Origin of the sequence: Citrobacter sp. RHBSTW-00599, from assembly GCF_013784065.1 — a bacterium.
GTDB lineage: Bacteria > Pseudomonadota > Gammaproteobacteria > Enterobacterales > Enterobacteriaceae > Citrobacter > Citrobacter braakii.
On record NZ_CP056717.1, the window covers coordinates 3,927,745 to 3,952,226 of the forward strand.

A 24,482-nucleotide genomic window follows, 5' to 3' on the forward strand; every position below is an offset into this window, starting at 1 on the left:
CTTAATACTCAAAAGGCAAACGGTTAATGCTCACCAGTTTGCCTTTATTCATTTCAATGTAACCACCTTTACGCAATGCCGCGAGAACCTCAGCGACAACTGAGCGTGAAATTCGCGTGCGTTGGTGAATATAGTTCATGACGCCGATACGCGAACGCAGTACGTCGTCCCATTTCATCATGGATATCAGCGTCGCGCGGATCTGATCGTAGGAGTTATTGCCGATCAGCTGCAGATCGCGCAACTCAAACATGGAATTTTGCCATGCTAACCAGCAAAAGGCTTCACGCCAAAGCTGGCATTGTTCAATTATATTTATCGTTTGCGAAGCAGGCAGGTGGTATCCCGTACAATTATTTTCGGTTATTAATCTGTATTGTACATCTGTTTTCATCACACCATCAGAAAGGCCCATAATAAAAGGCGCCTGTGCAATCCCGACCAGCACGCTTTCCCCTCTACGTAAGGAAACAACACCACTTAAAATAACAAAAGTTTCGTCACTATTAATATCGCTGGAAAAAATTATTTCTTTGTCGTTATCACACTCAAAGTGCTTACCATATTTCGCTAAACATTTATCAAGCTTACCAAACTCAAGAAGAGGTTTATTTGAAGATAGCATGTGCGAATTCCTTGCAAGAAATGCCCGTCAAATGCGTGACGGGCATTATTTCTAAATAAAATTACCTTTTATTTCTCTGCAAGAAAGTTTTTACCAGGTATATTTAACACCAACGTTTGCAGACCAGTCTTGATCGACATCACCGCCACCGAGGTAATTAGCATCGGTGTACGCGCTGAAGTTCTTGGTGAAGCTGAACTGAGTACCCAGCCCAACGCGTACCGCAGAACCTTCTACGCCGTTGTCGATAGAATCACCGTTTACATCAGAATCGTTGTTAGAGTCGTCGTAAACGTAGGCCAGTTTGAAGTACGGGGTCAGCGCCTGGTCATCGCTGTAGGCGAAGGTATAACCCGCATCTACACCAAGTTCATAACGCATGCTGTCATAAGACTGACCGTCAACTTTCATGTCGTTGCTCAGCTTATAGTCATCACCAGACTGGAACAGACCGGATACGCTACCGTAAGGGGTTACGTAACCTGCTTCACCCAGCTTCAGGTCATAACCCAGTTTCAAGCCGAAGCCCCAGGCATCAGAAGAGGTGCTGCCATCAACATACTGACCGTTGCTCATGCTGGCAGACAGATCGTTGTTGAAGTGGGAGTAGCTTAAGTTACTGTCAACAAAGATGTTGTTCGCAAAACGAGCAGAAGAGTAGAAATAGGCAGTCTGGCTATCCTGATCTACCTGACCGGTACGATCACTCATGTCACCTTTCGCGAAGCCTGCCGCAGCACCGACAATCCACTTAGCGTTGTTACCATCGATTTTGGAATCAACACCGACCATGATGCCGTTAACATCCTGATCATAGTTAATGTTGCCGTTATCCGCATCGAAGCTGCCGCCGAAGTAGCTCACCCATGCACCACCGTTATCTACCAGACCATGACGCGCGTTAGTCAGACGAGTACCAACGGTGTCTTGCTCCAGGTTCCAGATATTGGTGTTGGCAGACGGAATACTCAGCGCCATGTTCGCGTAGTCGGTCAGCTCCATCTGCTGCAGAACAACGGTGTTACCCTGCTGCTGAGCCTGATAGGTGTAAGCACCCAAGTCTGCTTTGTTGGCTGCAGAGAAGGTTGCGGTGCTGTTCTTGTCGTTAACGTAGATCAGCTCGTTACCCTTGTAATCGGTAACAGAACCTGCGCCAGTGGCGTTATCGATGCGAACTTTATAGTTACCGGTTGCCGCTGCTACGTGATCACCGTAGTTATCAACTTCAGACTGATCGCCTGAGGTGTCGGAATCACCGTTACCGTTGATAGTCAGATGACCATCAGAGTTCATCGCGATCACGCCATAACCGTAGTTAGCCTGGCGCGTATCGTTAGTACGATCGTTGGTCAGGTCAGCATTCAACACATAGTTAGCGCTGTTGATGTCGAAAACACCCGCATTAACATGGTTGTAAGCGTCGGTGTAGCTGGTCAGATTCAGGGTATCAACCTGCAGTGCGTTACCGGTGCTGTTGCCCACATCCAGAACGCCGTTGTTGGTGACGTTAATGGTATTGGCATACAGCGCGGCATTAAGCACATTCCAGCCAGCAGAGACATCATCAGCAATCGTTACGGTACTGTTGTCAATAGACAGCGTATTAGTCGCAACACGACCATCTTCATTGATGTTCAGTGCGGAAGCACCGGTCAGAGAGATGGAGTCAGAAACCAGCGCAGAATCGCCCACGTTGACAACGGAACCGCTGTTGATGCTCAGGGTGTCAATCAGAGAAGTTTTGGTGGTATCCCACTGGGAAGCGCCGTTCAGCGTCACGTTGAACAGACCGCTCTGATAAACGGTATTGCCAACCACATGACCATTTTCGTCATAAGAGGATGTGTTGCTATCGATACCGTAGGTTGAAGAAGGCCACAGGCTGTTGGCAGCGATATCAATCAGCGTAGGAGTGGCTTCAGTGCCCTCAGCATAGCTTTCGTAAACGCCATCACCATCAACGTCAACCTGATGGACGGACATTGCCGCACCAACCCACTTGCTGCCGTGGTTCAGGGTCAGATCCAGACGGTCAGTACCATCCCAGCCGTTGGTATCCAGATCGGCATCGGTATCACGGTAAGTATCAGCACCGTTCGGGAAGAAGTTCTCATCAAAGTTGCTGGAGAACAGCACATCGCCCATCAGCGTAGCGTTATCAAACGTGGCGGTGGTCTGCATCGCGTTATCTGCATTGGGATTAGCAATAACCGCCAATGCGATATCATTCGCGTTCCAACCGTTACCGTTGTAGTCGCTCGCATTGCTGGTGTTACCAAACCAGCCGGATCTTCCTTCATCAGACCAGGAACCTGAGGTCAGGGTAGAGTCGGTAACAGCGATAGTGTTGTTAAACACTTCGCCGCTGTTTACGCCGGTGATGACGGTATTATCGTCAATATCATCCCACTCATAACCCTGAGTCAGGGTAATACCCGCGACGTGAGAGTTGTTGGAGATAGACAGATCAACTTCTTGATCCAGAGTGATAGCCGTACCCAGGTTATAAACGTCGACAACGTGCGTATCAGCCACGTCATTATAGGTACCGTTGTAGGTATAATGTTCGTAGTTGTCATCGATAGTGGAGTTGATGACATTCATCGCCAGACGGTCGTAGTAATAGTCGGTACCCGTACGGTTAGTACAATCCGTGGTCATACATTCGGATGTCACCATTCCGTGAATGGTACTGTTTTTAATCGTCAGGCTGTTATAATTGCCGTTAGTTGACAGTCCATCATCCAGATAATAAGTAGAAATAACGCCGTTGACAGTAGCGTTATTGATTACCGGATAAATATCACCGTTATAAATGCTATCAGTGCCGTAATTGTTCCAACCGACATAGCCATCGAAGTAAACGTCATCAACATGTGATGCGTCATTATAATGGGTGAACGTTGTGTACGTAGTTCCAGAAATATCAGTAGAAGCATTCGCCTGAGAAGTGATTGCCAAAGTACAGGCTAATGCTAATTGTGAGACTACTAGTTTCTTTTTCCAAGTGTGCATTTGTCATCCCTCCTCAGGGACGTAATATAGTTGATCCATCAATTATCAATGCAAAGAAAACATTTTATGTTTCGCGGAGACGATTATGCGGTTTCACAAAGTAAAGGTTCAATTATTCTTTGCTAGTCGTCCGAAACCGGACAACACTACGAATATCCTCACCTCTGACACAAAAAACAAAAAAACTCATTCTTTCAATGAAATACCGTACAACACATCTCTGAATCATATAATTAACAAATAACTCACCACACACCCAAACAAATAAACAATAAATAAAGAGGAATTATCACCAGCCCTACACAAATAAACATATCGATATTTAAAATAATAAAAATAGAAACAAGCAAAACAATGAATATAAATAACTTGCCATAAATGTGAATAAATTGCTCTAATGATTCAGCCTTCCACGATGGAAAATCCAGATATAACGCCAACTTTCGTAAACCACCCACCCTCAGGTTCGGGTATACTACGGCCTTCGATTCCACAAACATCAGGCATACCATGACAGACCTAATCCAACGCCCTCGCCGCCTGCGCAAATCACCTGCGCTGCGCGCTATGTTTGAAGAGACAACACTCAGCTTAAATGACCTGGTGTTGCCGATCTTTGTTGAAGAAGAACTCGACGATTACAAAGCTATCGAGGCCATGCCCGGCGTGATGCGCATTCCAGAGAAGCATCTGGCGCGCGAAATTGAACGCATTGCTAATGCAGGCATCCGCTCGGTTATGACCTTCGGCATTTCTCATCACACCGATGACACCGGCAGCGATGCCTGGAAAGAAGACGGTCTGGTGGCGCGCATGTCGCGTATCTGTAAGCAGACCGTACCGGAGATGATCGTCATGTCCGACACCTGCTTCTGTGAATACACCTCGCACGGTCACTGCGGCGTATTATGCGAGCACGGCGTTGATAACGATTTAACCCTTGCCAATCTCGGCAAACAGGCGGTCGTTGCCGCCGCTGCGGGCGCAGATTTCATCGCCCCTTCCGCCGCAATGGACGGCCAGGTGCAGGCGATTCGCCAGGCGCTGGATGCCGCGGGCTTTACCGATACTGCGATCATGTCCTACTCCACCAAATTTGCCTCTTCTTTCTATGGCCCATTCCGTGAAGCCGCAGGTACCGCGCTGAAGGGCGATCGTAAAACCTATCAGATGAACCCGATGAACCGTCGGGAAGCAATCCGCGAATCGCTGCTGGATGAAGCCCAGGGCGCAGACTGCCTGATGGTCAAACCGGCTGGCGCATACCTCGATATTCTGCGCGATATCCGCGAGCGCACCGAGCTGCCGATTGGCGCTTATCAGGTCAGCGGTGAATACGCGATGATCAAGTTTGCAGCCCTCGCGGGTGCCATAGATGAAGAGAAAGTGGTGCTGGAAAGCTTAGGCTCGATCAAACGCGCTGGCGCAGATCTGATCTTCAGCTACTTCGCACTGGATCTGGCTGAGAAAAAAATCCTGCGCTAACTTTAACTTTGTTGTTCCATGCCGGGTGGCGTAAACCATCCGGCCTGTTATCGCTAGCCTAAAGATTCTAATGAGTACCAGCGCTCAGCGACTTGCTGTTTATGATTCATTCTGAAAGTAATATCCCCTCTGAAATTCATCATTACAATCAATATCAATTATTCGTAAATGAATACTAAAATGACATATGTATTCTATTCTTCTATTTGAAGGTATAGTTACAGTACAATTTAATAACCTCATCATCTAATTATAAAAAACCAATCACTCAGAAAAATAAAACCAGTAAAAAAAATTAATGCATTCATTTTTATTATTGATTAAGAAAAAACATCCTAACTTTCAATAAATATTATTTTTTGACTAATCAAATTACACATTGTAATATCTTTATTACGACAAACACTAATCCATCCCGTCTTTCCAACAAGAGCTTTAAATATCTGCAAAACAGATATTGTGTTTATATTCATTGAACACCCAAATAACACTCTCATAGAAAAGTGAAGGATTTGCTCATGGTTACATCATACCAAAAAGGGATATTAGCAATCGGTGCCCATCCGGACGATATTGAACTCGGATGTGGTGCCTCGTTATCCCGCTTAATAAAAGAAGGCTATCACGTTACTGCCGTCGTCATGACCGCAGGGGCTGAAGGGTGCGTTTTAAAAGCCGACCGACACGCAGAATCTCAATCGGCATTAACATCATTAGGCTGCCATCAGATTTTTCATTTTCATTTTGAGGACACACGCACACCGTACTTTGTTGATACGATGATCAAATCACTTGAAGACGTCATCACAAATCACATTCCCGCACAAATCAACATCGTGCGAACGTATACTATGCATGATTCTGACCGGCATCAGGATCATCGCGCGGTACATAAGGCTTCTATCGTTGCCTGCCGAAATATTCCCCAGGTTCTCGGTTATGAAACTCCCAGTACCTGGCTGACGTTTGTTCCCCAAGTCTTTGAAAAGGTCAGTGAAAACTGTTTCATTCAAAAACTTCGTGCGCTTTCATTTCACCAAAGCCAGCAGCAACGTGATTATATGCGTACAGAACGTCTGCGTACCGTAGCTCAATTCCGAGGGCAACAGGCCGGATGTGAATTATCTGAAGGTTTTGTTGTTCACAAAATGATTCTCTAATTATATGAAAACAATATTTTTTATTATGATGAGCCTATGTATATTACTTTGGTTCCTCACAACCTTAAAACGAAAACCTAGTTTACGTAACGACAGTATTGACGCCATTATTCCGGCCTATAACGAAGGTCCTTGCCTGGCACAATCGCTGGAAAACTTGTTATTAAATCCTTATTTTCATCGAGTCATATGTGTAAACGATGGTTCCACTGATGATACCGAAATCATTATGCATAAGGTGAAAGAAAAATGGGGAGAACGCCTGATTACCGTGACGCAAAAGAATACCGGGAAAGGTGGCGCCTTAATGAATGGATTAAACTATGCTACCTGTGAGCAGGTTTTTTTAAGCGATGCTGACACCTATGTCCCTCCTGATGGTGACGGTATGGGATTCATGTTAGCAGAAATAGAAAATGGCGCCGATGCCGTTGGTGGAATCCCCTCAACACATCTGCCTGGTGCTGGATTGCTGCCACATATCCGTGCAACGGTAAAACTTCCGATGATCGTAATGAAGCGGACATTACAGCAGTTGCTCGGCGGTGCGCCTTTTATTATTAGCGGAGCCTGCGGCATGTTTCGTACTGATGTGCTACGCAAATTTGGTTTTTCCGATCGTACCAAGGTGGAGGATCTCGATTTAACCTGGACCCTGGTCGCGAATGGTTATTGTATCCGTCAGGCAAACCGCTGCATTGTTTATCCTCAGGAGTGCAATACCTTGGGCGATGAATGGAAACGATGGCGGCGATGGATCGTGGGCTATGCCGTTTGCATGCGTCTGCATAAATCACTCATCCTCAGCAGATTCGGCATCTTCAGCATACTCCCAATGGTGCTGGTCGTGTTGTATGGCGTAGCAATCTATCTCATTACATGGCAACACATCACGCTCACTATCGGCCCACATGCGATTGTGCTTTCCTTGTTTCCCATTATTTGGGTTGGAGTGGTTTGCTCAATTGGAGCATTTAGTGCCTGGTATCACCGATGCTGGAAACTTATTTTCCTTGCGCCTTTTTCTGTTTTTTACGTACTTCTGGCTTATTTAATTTGGATTGTATATGGACTTATTGCCTTTTTTACTGGACGAGAACCCCTACGTGACAAACCCACACGCTATACCGCGGTGGTGGATGCGCCAAACAATAACGCCCCCTCAGCTACCCGCGGTGGTGAAGAACTATCTAAAGCTTAGCGAACAGAATAATAAGTCAGTATCCATTGCACCTGGCGTTGTTATTGATGAAAGCGCGGGAGCGGTGACGATCGGTGCTGGCAGTAAAATTTGTCATGGTGCAGTTATTCAGGGGCCTGTCGTAATTGGGGCCGATTGCATTATTGGTAATTACGCCTTTATTCGACCGGGTTGCTTAATTGGCAATCAAGTACGTATTGGCTATGGCACCGAAATCAAAAACGCAGTATTGGAATCGACGACCACCATCGGTCCCCAATGCTTTATTTCTGACTCGGTTATTGGCAAAGGCGCTTACCTGGGCGCGCAGGTAAGAACCAGCAATCATCGCCTCGATGGTAAAACCGTGCATGTCAGGCTGGACGATGAAGACATTGATACAGGCTGCGAAAAATTAGGGTGTTATATCGGTCCCGGTGCGCGGCTTGGTGTTCAGGTCATTATTTTACCTGGCCGATATATCGCAGCTGAAAGCACAATTGGCCCACGGATAACCATCGAGCAAAACCTGCCAAAAGGTAAATATATCCTCAAACAAGAGATCTCCTGTCTCGTAGGTGAAGAATAATGAAAAGGACTTTATTTGTATCGTTGATACTCAGCACGGCTTCTCTCCCGGCTGAAGCAACCGACCTGAACCTGACAGCCGGATACGACTTTACTGATTATTCGGCAAGGCATGGCACCCGTAACGTCATGTTCAGCGAATTAAAGACGCAGATTGACGATGGTGCCGCGGTTTTCAATATTTCCGAAGGCAGACGCGATTACGACAACGGTGAATCATGGAACGCGTTACGTGGCCGCGCGACCGTTTGGTATAACTGGAATCAGTGGTTATCAACAAAAACGGGTCTGGCAATTGCCGAAAACACCCCCGTTTTTGCCAGACGCGATGCTCAGCAGGATATCAGCGTAAAAGTTCTGCCTAAAACCGTATTTACCTTTGGTTATCGCTATGCCAACTACTTTGACGATACGGACGTCAATGCTTTTTCAGGCGGAATATCTCTGTATACCGGACCGTTTATCACCTCATGGCGTTATACGCATTACGATACTGAAGATGCTGGGGGAAGCTATAGCCACATCGTTTCACTGCGCCTGAACGACCTGAACGGTAAAGGCAATACGCAGCTCTGGGTAAGCCGCGGAACGGGAGCCTATACCTATGACTGGTCACCGGACACCAAAAAAGGAACGTTAAAAAGCATCAGCCTGCGTCGCAATCAGCCGCTGACCGAGCAATTAACTCTCGGTCTTGCCCTCGGCAAACAATGGTATGACACGCCGGTTGAGAGCTATCACAGCCAGCAAATTCTCGCCGATCTCACCTGGCAGTTTTAAATCTCTCCCCCTCGATAGGGGAGAATCAACCACCAATGAAATAGCCATTCTCTCAGCCCTCACGCCGCCATCCATTAATCAATGCCGGATACGCAACGCTTATCCGTCCTACAACACCCGGCAAATTATTGCGATTTTGTTACATTCGTTACATATCAGCGCCACGGGGATTGCCAGCGCGGCGCTGGCAGGCATCATAGATGCCATTGTCAGGCAAGAGAGCAAGATCATGATTCATGTTGTGCTGGTGGATGACCATGTGGTGGTGCGTTCCGGCTTTGCGCAATTACTCAGTCTCGAAGACGATCTCAACGTTGCTGGCCAGTACAGCAGCGCGGCCCAGGCGTGGCCTGCATTACTGCATGATGACGTCAACGTTGCGGTGATGGATATCGCCATGCCAGATGAAAATGGCCTGAGCCTGTTAAAACGACTGCGGGCGCAGAAGCCCGGTTTTCGCGCCATTATTCTCAGCATCTATGACTCACCCACGTTTGTGCAAAGCGCACTGGATGCCGGTGCCAGCGGTTATCTGACCAAACGTTGCGGACCGGAGGAACTGGTGCAGGCGGTACGATCGGTTGGTATGGGCGGGCATTACCTGTGCGCCGACGCGCTACGGGCGCTACGCGGCGGCGAACAGCCCGCGCAGGTACTGGAGGTATTGACCCCACGCGAGCGCGAAGTGTTTGATCTGCTGGTCAAAGGCGACAGCGTAAAAGAGATCGCCTTCAAGCTCGACCTCAGCCATAAAACGGTGCACGTTCATCGTGCGAACGTGCTGGGCAAACTGCAATGCCACAGCACCATCGATCTGGTGCATTTTGCACTCGACCACCAGTTGCTGACGGGGCATTAATGTCACGCAGCCTTCGTCATGGGGTTATTTCTCTGTTTATTCTGCTGGCCTGGGGATCGGGCTGGCTGATGCTGTGGACGCTGGGGTTTTACCTGACCCACAACGGCCAGCAGGCAGCGCTATTCCTGCCGCACGGCGTCTATCTCGCCCTGCTAATCCTGCTTTCTCGCCGTTACTGGCCCGCGCTGGTACTGCCGCCGGTGCTGATGCTGTTCTGGCTGCACAGCGAGCAATTAGTGAATGGCTATATCCTGCTGGTTGCGCCGTTGATTAGCCTGATCCCGGCGAGTATCGGCCAGTCATACTGGCACCGCTTCCCCCTTTACTGGCAGCGCTTAACGCTGCTGCTGGCCGCGGTGACGATCACGTCATTGCTCAATACCCTCCTGCTTTCACCGTTTATCCAAAGCCCGGCAACGTTAATTGGCCTGGCATCGTTTACTGGCGGCGTGCTGCTGACGCCGTTTGTCTATCTGATCTATGAATTTCTGCGCCAGCAGCACCGCTATCATTTGCTCGGACTGGATACCACCAATCCCCCCCTGCGTACCTCGCTTATCATCTGGTGTAGTCTGTTTTTCATTATCGGCATAGGTACCCAGATGGTGCTGTCACCGGAGATCGAGCGCCTGCTGCTAATCGTGGTGTTCTTACCAAACGTGGTGATGGCGTGGAAATTTGGCTGGCAGGGCGGCGTGTTGTCCGGACTGCTCGGCAGTATGATGATCACCATCGCCCGGCAAATCGGCGTCGGGTTCAGCAATTTACTGGAGCTGGAGATTTTCCTCGCCACCCAGGCGCTGCTGGGCATAGGGCTCGGGATCGCTATCAGCCGCCAGCAGCATCTGGCGCAAAACCTGCACCATTATCGCCAGCGTCTGGAAGCCGAACTGGCAGCGCGACGCGCGCTGACCGAACAACTGATCCGCACCGAGGAAAATACGCGCAAAAGCCTGGCGCGGGAACTACACGACGAAATTGGTCAGAACATCACCGCCATTCAAATTCAGTCGCAACTGGTCAAGCGCGCGCCGGGTCGCGAGCAAACGCTTGAAGCGGCAAATCAGATCAACGACCTTGCCCGGCGCATTCACCACTCCACCCGCCAACTGCTGCGCCAGCTGCGACCGCCCGCGCTCGATGAATTGGCCTTTAAAGATGCACTGCATCATCTGGTGAATGAATTTGCCTTTGCCGAACGCGGCATTCGCTGTTGGTTTGACTATCAGCTTGAAAATACGCCAGAAAATGAAACGGTGCGTTTCACACTGTATCGCCTGCTGCAGGAGTTGCTCAATAACGTCTGTAAACATGCCGATGCCAGCGAAGTATCGATTACGCTGCGCCAGCAGGAACACCGCGTGTTTCTGCACGTCGCTGACAACGGTGTAGGTATTCTCGCAGAGAAAATCCCCGGGTTCGGTATCCAGGGGATGCGTGAGCGGGTCAGCGCCCTTGGCGGCGAACTGACGCTCGAATCGAACAACGGCACGCGGGTAATTGTTAACCTGCCCACAAATTTGCAACAAATCAGCCGTTAACCAGGAAAAAGTCTTAGTCACTGCGGACTTTATCTCATCCCATTTTGCTTTCACTTTCCTATAGTCAGCACAAACGGAGGCTGCCATGCATGCACGTGCATCACGCGAAACAGACCAACAATACCGGGTGCTACGCCCCCGGCTGCTGATATGTATGGTGATTGGGTACGCCGCGTTTTATCTGACGCGCAAAAGCGTTAACTACGTCCTCCCGGCGCTGCAAACGGATCTGGGTCTGGATAAAGGCGATATCGGCCTGCTGGGATCGCTGTTTTATCTGACCTATGGCCTGTCGAAATTCACCGCCGGGCTATGGCACGACAGCCACGGACAGCGCGCGTTTATGGGCATTGGCCTGTTTGCCACCGGCGTTTTAAACGTGCTGTTCGCCTTTGGTGAATCGCTAACGCTGCTCCTGGTGGTCTGGACGCTGAACGGATTTTTTCAGGGCTGGGGCTGGCCGCCCTGCGCCCGACTACTGACTCACTGGTACTCGCGCAACGAACGCGGCTTCTGGTGGGGCTGCTGGAATATGTCGATCAACATCGGTGGGGCCATCATCCCGCTGATTAGCGCCTTTGCCGCCCACTGGTGGGGTTGGCAGGCAGCCATGCTGACTCCAGGAATAATCAGCATGGCGTTAGGCGTCTGGCTCACCCTGCAACTGAAAGGCACGCCCCGGGAAGAAGGCTTACCCACGGTTGGGGAATGGCGGCAAGACCCGCTGGAGTTGCGTCAGGAGCAGCAAAGCCCGCCGATGGGACTGTGGCAAATGTTACGCACCACCATGCTGAAGAACCCGATGATCTGGCTACTCGGCGTGTCATATGTGTTGGTCTATTTGATCCGCATTGCGCTCAACGACTGGGGCAACATCTGGCTGACGGAAAGCCACGGTGTGAACCTGCTCAGCGCCAATGCCACGGTAATGCTGTTTGAAGTCGGTGGCTTGCTGGGGGCGCTGTTTGCCGGATGGGGATCGGATCTGCTGTTCAGCGGTCAGCGTGCGCCAATGATTTTGCTGTTCACACTGGGGCTGATGGTCTCCGTCGCCGCGCTGTGGCTGGCACCGGTGCACCACTACGCGCTACTGGCAGTGTGTTTCTTTACCGTGGGCTTTTTTGTGTTTGGCCCACAGATGCTAATTGGCCTCGCGGCCGTGGAATGCGGACATAAAGCGGCGGCAGGTTCAATTACTGGTTTTCTCGGGCTGTTCGCCTATCTGGGGGCCGCGCTGGCGGGTTGGCCGCTGTCGCTGGTCATAGAACACTACGGCTGGTCGGGAATGTTCAGTTTGCTCTCGGTTGCCGCTGTCTTTATGGGTTTATTGCTGATGCCATTGCTCATTGCGGGCATTCCCCCTTCTCTCAGTCAAAGGATAAAACAATGAAACTGACGCTTACCTCTACCCTAATTGCCTCCGCTCTGACGCTGGCAGCCTTCAGCAGTGCAGCTCAGGCGCAGGGTCGTCTGGTGGTGTATTGCAGCGCCACCAACGAAATGTGCGAAACCGAAACCAAAGCCTTCGGTGAAAAATATGATGTGAAGACTTCATTCATTCGCAACGGCTCAGGCAGTACGCTGGCGAAAGTGGATGCCGAGAAGAAAAACCCGCAGGCGGATGTCTGGTACGGCGGTACGCTGGATCCACAGTCTCAGGCCGGTGAAATGGGCTTGCTGCAGCCGTATAAATCACCAAACCTCGAACAAATCATGGAGAAGTTCCGCGATCCGGCAAAAGTGAAAGGCAACCTCTCCTCGGCGGTTTATGTCGGTATTCTGGGCTTTGGCGTCAATACCCAGCGCCTGAAAGAGAAAAACCTACCGGTGCCAAAATGCTGGAAGGATCTGACCAAACCGGAATACAAAGGCGAAATCCAGATTGCTGATCCGCAAAGCTCCGGTACCGCCTATACCGCACTGGCGACCTTTGCCCAACTGTGGGGGGAAGATCAGGCCTTTGACTACCTGAAACAGCTCAACGCCAACGTCTCCCAGTACACCAAATCCGGCATTGCCCCGGCGCGTAACGCCGCCCGTGGCGAAACGGCTATCGGCATCGGTTTCTTGCACGACTACTCGCTGGAAAAAGAACAGGGCGCACCGCTGGAACTTGTCTCACCGTGCGAAGGTACCGGTTATGAAATCGGCGGTGTCAGCATCCTGAAAGGCGCGCGTAACCTCGATAACGCCAAACTGTTCGTTGACTGGGTACTGTCGAAAGACGCGCAGGAGCTGGCGTGGAAGAAAGGTAAATCCTATCAGATCCTGACCAACACCACCGCCGAGACGTCCCCTAACTCGCTGAAGCTCGACGACCTGAAGCTTATCAATTACGACATGGATAAGTACGGCTCGACCGACGTGCGTAAAGCCCTGATCAATAAGTGGGTCAGCGAAGTGAAGATGGGTAAATAACCCCAGATTTGCGTTCATTTGCCGGATACGGCCTCAACGCCATATCCGGCCTGAAATACCGGAACCGCTATGTCACACACACTTGCACTCCATCCCGTGAAAAAACGGGATGCGATATTTCTTTGGATTTTACTCGGCTGGCTGGCGTTTGCCCTGCTGCCGAGCTGGAGCCTGGACTACGGTCTGCTGGAATCGACGCGCGAAGAAATTCTCGCCGCCTACGGCTGGTCACAGTTCAATATCAGTTGGCTCTGGTATCTGCTGCCAAGCCTGCTGCTGGTGCGCCCGTTCCATGAAGCCAGACGCGAACAGCGCAGCCGCCATTATTTTGACGCGGGCTGGGCGTTTTTCTGTATGGCGTTTATCGTCGCCAGCGCGACTATTGAGGGACGCGGCATAGGCTATGCCACCATCGTGCTGTTTGTGGCACTTGGCGCGATCATGACCCTGGCGCTCACCCGTCTGGAATGGCTGGGCGGCGACCGTTTCGTCATCGGCTCGCTCACCGCGATTGTCGCGCTGATCGGTATTTTTATCGTCTGGCCAAGTATCGCTATTTTCATTCCGATGTTCACCAACGACGCCGGAGAATTTGCTCCGCTGGCGTTTATGAATGTGCTGTCGCAGGCGCATATCATTCAGGTGATCCTCAACTCGATTATGCTGTCGATTGCCGTCGGCGTCGGCTGTACCTTCTTTGGCCTGGTGCTGGCTATCTACACCACCCGTATTGCGAAACGCAGCGCCATTATCGGACGTATTTTCTCGATTCTGCCGATCGTCACCCCGCCGTTTGTTGTGGGTTTAGGCGTAACGCTGATGATGGGACGCTCCGGTTACATCACCGAATTTATGGTCGAATGGTTTGGTTTGACCAACACCAACTGGCTGTACGGTTTTACCGGCATCTGGCTGGCGCAGGTGCTGGCCTTCACTCCGATGGCGTTTATGATCCTCGACGGGGCGATCAAAACCATTCATCCGTCGCTGGAGGAGGCGTCATACACCCTGCGCGCCAGCCGCTGGCAAACCTTTAACGGCGTGTTTGTCCCGCTGCTAAAACCGGCGCTGGCAAACGCCTTTTTAATTGTGGTGGTGCAGTCGCTGGCCGACTTCAGTAACCCGCTGGTGCTTGGCGGTAACTTCGACGTGCTGGCAACGCAAATCTACTTCTACATCACCGGTTCCCAGCTCGACTACCAGGCCGCCAGTACGCTGGGTGCCTTCCTGTTGCTGTTCTCGCTGCTGGTGTTCTGCGTGCAGTACATGTGGATTGGTAAACGCTCGTACGTCACCGTTTCTGGTAAATCCTATCGGGGCGACGTGCAGCCGCTGCCGGTAACGCTGGTATGGAGCGTGGTCGCGCTGCTGGCGGTGTGGATTGCCTTTAACGCCCTGCTCTACGGCAGCATTTTCTACGGCAGTTTCACCGTAAACTGGGGCGTGGACTACACCCTGACACTGGCGAACTTTACCAAACTGTTCGGTCAGGGAATGAGCGACGGCGCGTGGCCTTCACTGCTCGACACCCTGCTCTACGCCGGGATTGCCGCGCCGATCACCGCTATCTTTGGCCTGCTGATCGCATGGGTTGTGGTGCGTCAGCAGTTTAAAGGCAAAAAGACCATCGAGTTCACCACTATGCTGTGCTTTGCCGTTCCGGGCACCGTAGCGGGCGTATCGTACATTCTGGCCTTTAACAGCGCCCCGGTATACCTCACCGGCACCGCCGCCATCGTGATTATCTCAATGGTGATGCGTAACGTCCCGGTCGGTATCCGGGCGGGCATTGCGGGCTTAGGCCAAATCGATAAATCGCTGGATGAAGCCTCGCTCAGTCTGCGCGCCGGTTCCCTGCGCACTATTACGCACATCCTGTTGCCGCTGCTGCGCCCGGCGATCCTCTCAGCGCTGATCTACAGCTTTGTGCGCGCCATTACCACCGTCAGCGCCATTGTGTTCCTCGTCACGCCGGATACCCGCGTGGCCACGGCCTACATCCTGAACCGCGTAGAGGACGGCGAATACGGCGTGGCGATTGCCTACGGTTCCATTTTAATCGTGGTGATGCTGGCGATTATTTTCATCTTTGACTGGCTGATCGGTGAATCACGTACCTCCCGTTCAAAAGCCAAAAACCAGGCGTAATGGAGCGCACTATGACTCAGAAAAATTTCGTTGAACTGCGCAACGTCACTAAACGATTTGGCAGCAACACGGTTATCGACAATATCAATCTCACCATTCCGCAGGGGCAAATGGTAACGCTGCTCGGCCCGTCCGGCTGCGGTAAAACCACCATCTTGCGTCTGGTTGCCGGGCTGGAAAAACCGAGCGAAGGACAAATTTTCATTGATGGCGAAGACGTTACCCATCGTTCTATTCAGCAGCGCGATATCTGTATGGTGTTTCAGTCATATGCCCTGTTCCCGCATATGTCGTTAGGGGAGAACGTCGGTTATGGCCTGAAGATGCTCGGCGTGTCGCGCGCGGAGGTGAAAACCCGCGTCAAAGACGCGCTGGCGATGGTGGATCTGGAGGGATTTGAAGACCGCTTTGTCGATCAGATCTCCGGCGGTCAGCAGCAGCGCGTGGCGCTGGCCCGTGCGTTGATCCTCAAACCGAAAGTGCTTCTGTTTGATGAACCGTTAAGTAACCTGGACGCCAACCTGCGTCGCAGCATGCGCGACAAAATCCGCGAGCTGCAAAAGCAGTTTGATATCACCTCGCTGTACGTCACCCACGATCAAAGCGAAGCCTTTGCGGTTTCCGATACCGTACTGGTGATGAACAAGGGACACATCATGCAGATCGGCTCGCCGCAGGATCTCTATCGCCAGCCCGCCTCCCGCTTTATGGCGAGCTTTATGGGCGACGCCAACCTGTTCCCGGCCACCTTCAGCGACAGATACGTTGATATCTACGGCTATCATCTGCCGCGCCCACTGCACTTTAGCGATCAAGGCGAGGGCATGGTAGGCGTGCGCCCGGAAGCGATCACGCTCAGCGACCGCGGCGAAGAGAGCCAACGCTGCGTGATCCGCCACGTCGCGTATATGGGACCCCAATATGAGGTCACGGTGGAGTGGCACGGACAGGAGATTTTATTGCAGGTCAACGCTACGCGTCTGCAGCCGGACGTCGGCGAGCAGTATTATCTCGAAATCCATCCGTACGGCATGTTTGTGCTGGCGGATGCAGCATAAAGTGTTACCCATGTTTCCGGTTCATACCGTATCACCATCCGGCAAAAAATGCCCGATGGCGGCTTACGTCTTATCGGGCCTGGGCCTGAACTTTTAACGCGGCAATATCCGCAGGCGTGGTGCGACAGCACCCGCCAATCAATCGTGCGCCAGCGGCCTGCCACTGTGGCAGATAATCCGCCAGTTGCGCACAAGACTCACCGTGATGATGCCAGGTTTTGCTCGCGGCATCGTACTGCTCGCCCGAATTCGGATACACCACCAGCGGCAGCGCCGTTAAGCCGTGTAAATGCAGCAACGCAGCGGTGGTGTTTTCCAGCGCAATGCAGTTAATGCCTAACGCCACCACCTGCGGATAATCCGCCAGCAACGCGACCACGTCACGCAGCGGCGTACCGTCGCTCAGGTGCTCGCTGTCACGCAGAGTAAATGAGAACCAGGCACGCGCACGCGGGTACGCGGTCAACAGCTCAGCCAGTGCGCTAATCTCGACAAAATTCGGCAGAGTTTCGCAGGCCAGCAGATCGGCCCCGGCATCCAGCAATGCTTCCACGCGCGGGCGATGAAACGCCTGGAACGCCTCGGCGCTGCGCTGGTAATCGCCACGGTATTCAGAGCCGTCCGCCAGATACGCGCCGTAAGGTCCGACAGATCCCGCCACCAACAGCGTGCCCGCTTGCGGGTTCTCTGCCAGATACGCTTCACGCGCTTTACGCGCCAGCTCCACGCTTTTGCCAATCAACGCTTTCGACTGCGCTTCATCCAGGCCACGCGCGGCAAAGCCCGCCGGTGTCGCCTGATAGCTGGCGGTGATCGCGCATTGCGCCCCCGCCCGGTAATAATCAAGATGCACTTCGCGGATAAGCTCCGGGTTTTCTACCAGCACTTTGGCTGACCACAGGCTGTCGGCTAAGTTACACCCTCGCGCTTCCAGCTCCGTCGCCATCGCGCCATCCAGTAACAGGACATCCTGTTTCTCAAGGAGAGCGCGTAACGGATTATTCTGCGACATGTTCTGGCTCCTGTTTTGCGTTACGGGGTTGAGTAAGGAAATATGCACCATAGCACAACGCAACAAACGGTAACCCGCACCACAACGCAATTCTCTGCGCTGGATCGAATGCCAGCCCCACACAGGCCACCAGGCACAACACAAATCCTAATACCGGCACCAGCGGATACCACGGCGCACGATAATGTAATGCACTCAATGCCTTACCCTGTTGCAAATGACGGCCGCGAAAAACAAAGTGCGAGGCGCAGATGCTCAGCCACACCGCCACCACCGCAAACCCGGAGATTGCCGACAGCGCGACAAATACCGTGTCCGGGGCCACCACGCTGGAGAACAGCGCCAGTACGCCGCCGAGCATACTGACCGACAGCGCCGTCAGCGGCACGCCGTTTTTCGTTACTCGCGCAAAACAGGCTGGCAGCGTACGTTCATTCGACAGCGACCAGAGCATGCGCCCGGAGGCATACAGCCCGGAGTTCGCCGCAGAAAGAATGGCTGTCAGGATCACGAAGTTAAAAATATCGGCGGCGTACGGAATCCCTACCTTCTCAAACACCAGCACAAACGGGCTTTTCTCCACGCCCGCCTGCTGCATCGGGATCAGCGCCGCCAGCACAAACACGGTGCCGATAAAGAAAATAATCAGTCGCGCGATGGTGGTACGAATCGCCACCGGGATCACCTTGCGCGGATTTTCCGTTTCACCGGCGGCAATACCGATAAGCTCAGTTCCCGAAAAAGCAAAGTTCACCGCCACCATAGTCATCAGGATCGGTAAGCCACCATGCGGGAACCAACCTTCCGCCGTGATATTACTCAGCCCCGGCGCGGGCGAGCCATCCTGCATCGGGATAAAGCCAAAAATCGCCGCCCCGCCGAGGATAATAAAGGCGATGATAGTGACCACTTTCACCAGCGAGAACCAGAACTCCCCTTCGGCAAAAAAGCGCGTGGAGATAACGTTCAGGCCAAAAATAATCACACAGAACACCACGCACCAGACCCATACTGGCACCAGCGGAAACCAGTACTGCATACAGAATCCGGCAGCGGTAAAACTCGAACCAAGCGCCACGGTCCAGGTCAGCCAGTAGAGCCAGGCCACGGTATACCCCGTCGCCGGGCCGAGATAGCGCGCGGCATAGACGTGAAACGCCCCGGTCTCCGGCATCGCGACCGACAGCTCGCCCAGACACTGCATAACCAGCCAGACCACCAGCGCGCCAATCAGATAGGCCAGCAGCGTTCCCGCGGCCCCGGTAGTGGAGATGATGTAGCCGGTATTGAAGAATAACCCTGTGCCAATCACGCCGCCTAAGGAGAGCATAATCAGGTGACGCGTTTTCATCGTGCGCTTCAGTGGCGCATTTTGTTGTGTTGTTTGCATATAACCTTCTAAACGTATGGACACCTAAACATCCAAAGAAGGTGTGTTATACCGCGTTTGTTAACACAATGCAAAGTCAACCCTGCACCAGACGCAGATGACCGCGCCGGGCGCTTAATACCGGGTGGGGGTTAATTATCAAATATAAAAAGGGCCGCCAGCTCATAACGCCTCCGTTGCCAGGCTTTATATAAACTCTGGCAACGTCATCGCCGGCTGGCGTTCACCCGGAAGTGGGAACCGTATCTCCCCACTCATACAACCGAACGATTGTTTATGAGCCACTGGTCGGGATCGGCATCTGCGATTTACGGCTCATCAGGAAAAATACCGCCAGCCCTGCCAGTAAAATGCCCGGCGCAGAAGCTGCCATCACGCCTACCGTTCCAGTGCCGAGCGCTAACATTTTTCCTGCCAGCAGCGGGCCGCTCATCGCCCCCAGACGCCCAACGGCGACGGCGGTACCCACGCCTGTCGCGCGGATCTGCGTACTGTAAAACAGCGGAGCCAACACATACAGCACGCTTTGTCCTCCAGTAGCAAACATCCCCGCCACAAATCCGGCCATCAGCATACCGCTCAATGACGACACCGTCCCCAGCGCCAGCAGCGAAGCCAACATCCCGGTGTAGATCAGAAGCGACATGACCACCGGGCGCAGTTTGTCCATTAACGCCCCGAGAATTAACGTGCCGCTGGCCGCACCGATTTGCAGAGCAAACATCACGCCAGCCGCCTGCGAGGGCTGAAAGCCCTGCTCCACCAGCAGCATCGGTAGCCAGTTGATCAGCATATACACCACCAGCAGGGTGAAGAAATAGCACAGCCACAGCAGCAGCGTGGCTGTCGCGGTAGCAGGTGCGAACAGGGCGCGCAACGGCGCGGCGGCCACCTTCGTTTGCTGGGCATAAACCTGTGATTCTGGCAGCCAGCGCATCAACAACGGCACCAGCAGCAGCGGGATCACTCCGCCAACCCAGAACACCGTTTGCCAGGCGGCGGCCAGACCGCTAAACCCGAGCGCCGCCGCTAACGCCGCGCCAATCGGCACGCCACAGTACATCAGGCTCACCGCCGTACCGCGAAAACGCGGGCCCGCCGCTTCGGAGGTCAGCGCGATCAGATTCGGCAACGCCGCGCCCAACCCGACGCCGGTCATCAGACGGGCAAACACCAGCGACGAGAAATCCCAGGAAATCGCCGTCGCCAGCGAGAACAGGCCGAACAGCGCCACCGAGGCAATAAGAATACGCTTACGGCCATAGCGATCGGCCAGCATGCCGCCCACCAGCGCGCCGGGCAGCAGTCCGAGAATGCCCGCACTGAAGATCCAGCCCATCTGCATTTTATCCAGCGCAAACGCCTGGGCGATACCGACGGCAGCGATTCCGGCGGCCTGTAGATCCAGCCCTTCCATCAGGGCGACTAAAAAGCAAAGCCCGACGGTCAACGTCAGGCGGAAAGATGTGGGGGTACGGGTAGTCATAAGATGTATCTCTGAGGTCACGATGCAGGTGAGTCGCGGCTGATACGTTGCCAGCCGCGTAATCATTTTTATTTGCTATTGCGCAGATCCAGCGCCACGTCGACGATCATATCTTCCTGGCCGCCCACCATTCGGCGTTTGCCCAATTCAACCAGAATATCGACCGCGCTCAGGCCATAACGCGCCGCCGCCACTTCGCAGTGACGCAAGAAGCTGGAGTACACCCCGGCATAGCCCAGTGCCAGCGTTTCGCGATCCACCCGCACCGGACGGTCCTGCAATGGACGCACCAGATCGTCGGCGGCGTCCATCAGCGCATACAGATCGGTGCCGTGCTGCCAACCGAGCTTATCCGCAGCGGCGATAAACACTTCCAGCGGCGCGTTGCCCGCGCCAGCGCCCATACCCGCCAGGCTGGCGTCGATACGGTCGCAGCCCTCTTCCACCGCGGCAATCGAGTTCGCCACGCCGAGACTCAGGTTGTGATGCGCATGCATTCCGGTTTCTGTCTCCGGCTTCAGCACCGCTTTCAGGGCGCGGAAGCGGGCGCGAATATCGCTCATATTCATCGCCCCGCCGGAATCGACCACGTAGATACAAGTCGCGCCGTAGTTTTCCATCAGCTTCGCCTGCTGCGCCAGATTCTCCGGCGTGGTCATATGGCTCATCATCAGAAAGCCGACGGTATCCATGCCAAGCTCACGCGCGTACTGAATATGCTGGGCCGACACGTCCGCTTCGGTGCAGTGGGTCGCCACGCGCACCACTCGAGCGCCGGCCTGATACGCGTTTTTCAGGTCATGAAGAGTGCCGATGCCCGGCAGCAACAGCGTGGCGATCTTTGCGTGTTTGACCACGTCTGCTGCCGCTTCAATCCACTCGAGATCGCTGTGCGCGCCAAAGCCGTAGTTAAAGCTGGAACCTTGTAAACCGTCGCCGTGGGCCACCTCAATGGAATCAACCCGCGCGTCGTCCAGCGCTTTGGCAATCTGGCGTACGTTTTCCAGCGAATACTGGTGACGAATCGCATGCATACCGTCGCGCAGGGTCACGTCAGAGATATAGAGTTTTTTACCGTTCATGCTGCTTCTCCTGCCTGACGGGTGAGTGACTGCGCCATCTGCTCAGCGGTCGCCAGCGCGCTGGAGGTCATAATGTCGAGGTTGCCCGCATAGGCGGGTAAATAGTGCGCCGCACCTTCCACTTCCAGATACACCGCGGTTTTCAGCCCGGAAAACTGACCAATACCCGGCAGATTCACCGGTTTATCCTCCGGGATGACTTCAAACTGGACGCGCTGTTTCAGGCGATAGCCTGGCACATACGCCTGCACCGCCGCCGCCATGTCATTAATCGACGCTTCAACTTCAAGCTGAGAGGCCGCTTCGCTCAACACATACACCGTGTCGCGCATCATCAGCGGCGGCTCAGCCGGGTTAAGTACGATAATGGCTTTGCCTTTGGCCGCGCCCCCCACCACTTCAATCGCCTTCGAGGTGGTTTCGGTAAACTCGTCGATATTGGCGCGGGTGCCCGGTCCCGCAGATTTACTGGCGATCGAGGCGATAATTTCGGCGTAATGGACTTTTGCCACGCGAGAAACCGCCGCCACCATCGGGATGGTCGCCTGCCCGCCGCAGGTCACCATATTGACGTTCTGTTGGTCAACGTTAGCCTCCAGATTCACCACCGGAACGCAGTACGGGCCGATCGCTGCGGGCGTCAGGTCGATCAGACGGATCCCCGGTTTTACGGCGCGCAGCGCGGCGTCATTTTTCACGTGCGCGCCCGCGCTGGTGGCATCAAACACGATGTCGATGTCAGCGAATTCTGGCATCGCAAGAAGCCCCGTCACCCCTTCATGGGTGGTGGCAACGCCCATACGCCGGGCGCGTGCCAGACCGTCGGATTGCGGATCAATCCCCACCATCACCGCCATCTCCAGACGTACGCCGTGACGCAGAATTTTAATCATCAAATCGGTGCCGATGTTGCCAGAGCCGATAATGGCGACTTTACGCTTACTCATGACTGACTTCCTTTTGTAACCGCCGCTGAAAAGGTGGCGGCAACTGAACCAATACCGTCGATATGGGCTTCGAAACGATCGCCCGCATTCACTGCCACCATCGGGCCTAACGCCCCGGTGAGAATAATGTCCCCGGCACGCAGCGGCTCGCCGAGGCTGGCCATTTTGCGCGCCAGCCACACGGCGGCGTTGATCGGATGTCCCAGACATTCGCTACCGCGCCCGCTGGAAACCTCTTCGTTATTGCGCGTCATTTTCATCGCGCAGTTTTTCAGATCTAATCCTGCCGGACGCTGTGCCGGACCGCCGACCACATACACGCCACAGGAGGCGTTATCCGCCACGGTATCAACAAACTTGATCGACCAGTCGCGAATACGGCTGCCGACCACTTCCAGCGCGGGTAGCACCCACTCGATGGCGTTGTACAGCTCGTCAAAGGTGGTATCGACATTGGGCAGATCGCGGTTCAGCACCAGCGCAATCTCCGCTTCAATACGCGGTTGTAGCACGCGGGCAAACGCAATGGTGTCGTTGTCGCCATAGCACATGTCGGCGAACAGCGTGCCGAAGTCCGGCTGATCGACGCCCAGCTGCTGTTGCACTTTCGGGTGCGTCAGTCCCACTTTGCGCCCGACGACGCGACGCCCTCGCGCCACGTCATACTGCACATTGATACGCTGAATGGCGTAGGCCGCTTCGGCGTTATCCACGCCGATCAGTTCACGCAACGGGGCGATAGCGTCCCCTTTTTCCTCAGCCTGACGTAAATCGGCGGCTAACTGCTCAAGATTAAGATTCGTCATGTCCGTTCCTTAAGGGCGTGCGAGGAAGTTCAGCACCAGCTGGTTAAAAGCATCCGCATGTTCCCACTGTGCCCAGTGCCCGCAGTCGCGGTAGATGTGCAGCTCAGACCCGGCAATCCCGGAGAGCAGGCGCAGGCCGGCGTCCATCGGCACGAAGCGGTCGTTGCGTCCCCAGACAATCAGGGTCTGGGCTTTGATTTCGCCCAGGCGCGGGCTGAAATCCGGAAACTGTTTCGGGTTGGCTTCAAGGCTGTGGACAAAGTTTTCCAGGTGATCGCGACGCGACAGCATGTTATTCAGACGCGCCTCAAACAGCGCCTCGGTCAGGTCGCTGGTGTCGAAGACAAAGATCTCCATCATCAGCTTCAGGTTCTCAATGGTCGGTTCGCGGTACAGCTGATTCAGGCGCTTGATGCCTTCGGTCGGCATCGGGGTAAACAGGCTCATGCCCCCCGTCCCGCCGCCCATCAGCACCAGCTTGCCCACACGCTCCGGCCAGCTCAGGGTGAACGCCACGGCACTGTGGCCCCCCATCGAGTTGCCCAGCAGATGGATTTTCTGAATATCCAACTGATCGACCACGCTTTTCAGGATGCGAGCATTAAGATCGGATCGCGAACCGCGGTTAACGATGCCATCGCTTTTGCCCCAGCCAGGACAATCCAGCAGGATCACCCGGTATCCAGCCTCCACCAGCGGATCGATATTGCGGCTGAAGTTCGCCCAGCCCGTCGCACCCGGACCAGATCCATGCAACAGCACGACGGTCTCTTCGCCCTGCCCACAGTCATTGAAATGCACGCGCAGCGTTTCGCCTGCTTCCTGCACCTGCAGAAAACGACTGGTTGCGGCTTCGGTTTGCGGTTGGTAAGTCATGATGTTCTCCTGCATATTCAGTTCTG

General features: G+C 53.6%; 20 protein-coding genes. 11 read left to right on the forward strand and 9 right to left on the reverse strand.

Translation table 11 applies throughout. From position 1 onward, the window contains the following. Position 1 precedes the first annotated feature (1 nt). Positions 2 to 625 (reverse strand): hydrogen peroxide resistance inhibitor IprA, encoded by a 624-nt coding sequence (iprA, locus tag HV243_RS19270; protein WP_047357670.1) that lies wholly within the window; start codon positions 623 to 625, stop codon positions 2 to 4. 90 nt (positions 626 to 715) lie between these two features. Next, positions 716 to 3,640: an autotransporter adhesin EhaB gene (ehaB, locus tag HV243_RS19275; RefSeq protein ID WP_047357669.1), complete on the reverse strand. Its 2,925-nt coding sequence runs from the start codon at positions 3,638 to 3,640 to the stop codon at positions 716 to 718. Between the two features lie 510 nt (positions 3,641 to 4,150). Between ehaB and hemB the strand changes: the two genes are divergently transcribed. The 11 genes from hemB to fbpC all read left to right on the forward strand — a co-directional run bounded on the left by hemB (position 4,151) and on the right by fbpC (position 16,857). Further along, positions 4,151 to 5,125, forward strand: a complete 975-nt coding sequence (hemB, locus tag HV243_RS19280) for a porphobilinogen synthase (protein ID WP_016151991.1) — start codon at positions 4,151 to 4,153, stop codon at positions 5,123 to 5,125. Positions 5,126 to 5,643: 518 nt separating this feature from the next. After that, positions 5,644 to 6,285, forward strand: a complete 642-nt coding sequence (locus tag HV243_RS19285) for a PIG-L deacetylase family protein (protein ID WP_047357667.1) — start codon at positions 5,644 to 5,646, stop codon at positions 6,283 to 6,285. Between the two features lie 4 nt (positions 6,286 to 6,289). Then, on the forward strand, positions 6,290 to 7,486 hold the full coding sequence (locus HV243_RS19290) for a glycosyltransferase family 2 protein (protein ID WP_047357666.1): 1,197 nt from the start codon (positions 6,290 to 6,292) through the stop codon (positions 7,484 to 7,486). Continuing rightward, the gene (locus HV243_RS19295) at positions 7,425 to 8,054 is read left to right on the forward strand and encodes an acetyltransferase (protein WP_047357665.1); all 630 of its coding nucleotides are present in this window, start codon (positions 7,425 to 7,427) and stop codon (positions 8,052 to 8,054) included. The genes HV243_RS19290 and HV243_RS19295 overlap by 62 nt, the downstream gene beginning before the upstream one ends. Further along, complete coding sequence (locus tag HV243_RS19300; RefSeq protein WP_047357664.1) at positions 8,051 to 8,833, forward strand: YaiO family outer membrane beta-barrel protein; 783 nt, start codon at positions 8,051 to 8,053, stop codon at positions 8,831 to 8,833. The genes HV243_RS19295 and HV243_RS19300 overlap by 4 nt, the downstream gene beginning before the upstream one ends. 229 nt (positions 8,834 to 9,062) lie before the next feature. Next, a complete protein-coding gene (locus tag HV243_RS19305; protein WP_029139427.1) occupies positions 9,063 to 9,692 on the forward strand; it encodes a response regulator transcription factor in 630 nt (209 codons plus the stop codon). Continuing rightward, the gene (locus HV243_RS19310; protein WP_053389831.1) at positions 9,692 to 11,233 is read left to right on the forward strand and encodes an MASE1 domain-containing protein; all 1,542 of its coding nucleotides are present in this window, start codon (positions 9,692 to 9,694) and stop codon (positions 11,231 to 11,233) included. The genes HV243_RS19305 and HV243_RS19310 overlap by 1 nt, the downstream gene beginning before the upstream one ends. 85 nt (positions 11,234 to 11,318) lie before the next feature. Next, positions 11,319 to 12,623 (forward strand): MFS transporter family glucose-6-phosphate receptor UhpC, encoded by a 1,305-nt coding sequence (uhpC, locus tag HV243_RS19315; protein WP_053389832.1) that lies wholly within the window; start codon positions 11,319 to 11,321, stop codon positions 12,621 to 12,623. Next, positions 12,620 to 13,651, forward strand: coding sequence for an ABC transporter substrate-binding protein (locus HV243_RS19320; RefSeq protein WP_016151983.1), 1,032 nt, complete (start codon positions 12,620 to 12,622; stop codon positions 13,649 to 13,651). The genes uhpC and HV243_RS19320 overlap by 4 nt, the downstream gene beginning before the upstream one ends. A 69-nt stretch (positions 13,652 to 13,720) precedes the next feature. Continuing rightward, positions 13,721 to 15,799, forward strand: coding sequence for an iron ABC transporter permease (locus HV243_RS19325; RefSeq protein WP_053389833.1), 2,079 nt, complete (start codon positions 13,721 to 13,723; stop codon positions 15,797 to 15,799). 11 nt (positions 15,800 to 15,810) lie between these two features. Further along, positions 15,811 to 16,857, forward strand: a complete 1,047-nt coding sequence (gene fbpC, locus HV243_RS19330; RefSeq protein WP_053389834.1) for a ferric ABC transporter ATP-binding protein — start codon at positions 15,811 to 15,813, stop codon at positions 16,855 to 16,857. 70 nt (positions 16,858 to 16,927) lie between these two features. Here the strand turns inward: fbpC and mmuM are convergent, their stop codons facing one another. The 7 genes from mmuM to mhpC all read right to left on the reverse strand — a co-directional run bounded on the left by mmuM (position 16,928) and on the right by mhpC (position 24,456). After that, entirely contained in the window at positions 16,928 to 17,869 is a 942-nt protein-coding gene (gene mmuM / locus HV243_RS19335) for a homocysteine S-methyltransferase (RefSeq protein WP_053389835.1), read from the reverse strand. Next, entirely contained in the window at positions 17,856 to 19,259 is a 1,404-nt protein-coding gene (gene mmuP, locus HV243_RS19340; RefSeq protein WP_053389836.1) for an S-methylmethionine permease, read from the reverse strand. The genes mmuM and mmuP overlap by 14 nt, the downstream gene beginning before the upstream one ends. 274 nt (positions 19,260 to 19,533) lie before the next feature. Continuing rightward, entirely contained in the window at positions 19,534 to 20,745 is a 1,212-nt protein-coding gene (gene mhpT, locus HV243_RS19345; RefSeq protein ID WP_181603867.1) for a 3-(3-hydroxy-phenyl)propionate transporter MhpT, read from the reverse strand. 68 nt (positions 20,746 to 20,813) lie between these two features. Next, the gene (mhpE, locus tag HV243_RS19350; protein ID WP_016151976.1) at positions 20,814 to 21,827 is read right to left on the reverse strand and encodes a 4-hydroxy-2-oxovalerate aldolase; all 1,014 of its coding nucleotides are present in this window, start codon (positions 21,825 to 21,827) and stop codon (positions 20,814 to 20,816) included. Then, positions 21,824 to 22,774 (reverse strand): acetaldehyde dehydrogenase, encoded by a 951-nt coding sequence (gene mhpF, locus HV243_RS19355; protein WP_016151975.1) that lies wholly within the window; start codon positions 22,772 to 22,774, stop codon positions 21,824 to 21,826. Before mhpF ends, mhpE begins: the two co-directional genes overlap by 4 nt. Then, the gene (gene mhpD / locus HV243_RS19360) at positions 22,771 to 23,580 is read right to left on the reverse strand and encodes a 2-keto-4-pentenoate hydratase (RefSeq protein ID WP_016155814.1); all 810 of its coding nucleotides are present in this window, start codon (positions 23,578 to 23,580) and stop codon (positions 22,771 to 22,773) included. The genes mhpF and mhpD overlap by 4 nt, the downstream gene beginning before the upstream one ends. Before the next feature lie 9 nt (positions 23,581 to 23,589). After that, positions 23,590 to 24,456 carry a 2-hydroxy-6-oxonona-2,4-dienedioate hydrolase gene (gene mhpC / locus HV243_RS19365; protein WP_016151973.1) on the reverse strand — a complete coding sequence of 289 codons (867 nt, stop codon included), beginning with the start codon at positions 24,454 to 24,456 and terminating at the stop codon, positions 23,590 to 23,592. Positions 24,457 to 24,482 lie beyond the last annotated feature (26 nt).

What these genes read in the sequence shown, in the direction of transcription:
- hemB (WP_016151991.1), top strand. Translation starts at nt 4,151, where the DNA reads ATGACAGACCTAATCCAACGCCCTCGCCGCCTGCGCAAATCACCTGCG.
- mmuM (WP_053389835.1), bottom strand. Translation starts at nt 17,869, where the DNA reads ATGTCGCAGAATAATCCGTTACGCGCTCTCCTTGAGAAACAGGATGTC.
- mhpC (WP_016151973.1), bottom strand. Translation starts at nt 24,456, where the DNA reads ATGACTTACCAACCGCAAACCGAAGCCGCAACCAGTCGTTTTCTGCAG.
- mmuP (WP_053389836.1), bottom strand. Translation starts at nt 19,259, where the DNA reads ATGCAAACAACACAACAAAATGCGCCACTGAAGCGCACGATGAAAACG.
- fbpC (WP_053389834.1), top strand. Translation starts at nt 15,811, where the DNA reads ATGACTCAGAAAAATTTCGTTGAACTGCGCAACGTCACTAAACGATTT.
- ehaB (WP_047357669.1), bottom strand. Translation starts at nt 3,640, where the DNA reads ATGCACACTTGGAAAAAGAAACTAGTAGTCTCACAATTAGCATTAGCC.
- HV243_RS19295 (WP_047357665.1), top strand. Translation starts at nt 7,425, where the DNA reads ATGCGCCAAACAATAACGCCCCCTCAGCTACCCGCGGTGGTGAAGAAC.
- HV243_RS19325 (WP_053389833.1), top strand. Translation starts at nt 13,721, where the DNA reads ATGTCACACACACTTGCACTCCATCCCGTGAAAAAACGGGATGCGATA.
- HV243_RS19285 (WP_047357667.1), top strand. Translation starts at nt 5,644, where the DNA reads ATGGTTACATCATACCAAAAAGGGATATTAGCAATCGGTGCCCATCCG.
- mhpF (WP_016151975.1), bottom strand. Translation starts at nt 22,774, where the DNA reads ATGAGTAAGCGTAAAGTCGCCATTATCGGCTCTGGCAACATCGGCACC.
- mhpE (WP_016151976.1), bottom strand. Translation starts at nt 21,827, where the DNA reads ATGAACGGTAAAAAACTCTATATCTCTGACGTGACCCTGCGCGACGGT.
- mhpD (WP_016155814.1), bottom strand. Translation starts at nt 23,580, where the DNA reads ATGACGAATCTTAATCTTGAGCAGTTAGCCGCCGATTTACGTCAGGCT.
- HV243_RS19305 (WP_029139427.1), top strand. Translation starts at nt 9,063, where the DNA reads ATGATTCATGTTGTGCTGGTGGATGACCATGTGGTGGTGCGTTCCGGC.
- iprA (WP_047357670.1), bottom strand. Translation starts at nt 625, where the DNA reads ATGCTATCTTCAAATAAACCTCTTCTTGAGTTTGGTAAGCTTGATAAA.
- uhpC (WP_053389832.1), top strand. Translation starts at nt 11,319, where the DNA reads ATGCATGCACGTGCATCACGCGAAACAGACCAACAATACCGGGTGCTA.
- HV243_RS19290 (WP_047357666.1), top strand. Translation starts at nt 6,290, where the DNA reads ATGAAAACAATATTTTTTATTATGATGAGCCTATGTATATTACTTTGG.
- HV243_RS19320 (WP_016151983.1), top strand. Translation starts at nt 12,620, where the DNA reads ATGAAACTGACGCTTACCTCTACCCTAATTGCCTCCGCTCTGACGCTG.
- HV243_RS19310 (WP_053389831.1), top strand. Translation starts at nt 9,692, where the DNA reads ATGTCACGCAGCCTTCGTCATGGGGTTATTTCTCTGTTTATTCTGCTG.
- mhpT (WP_181603867.1), bottom strand. Translation starts at nt 20,745, where the DNA reads ATGACTACCCGTACCCCCACATCTTTCCGCCTGACGTTGACCGTCGGG.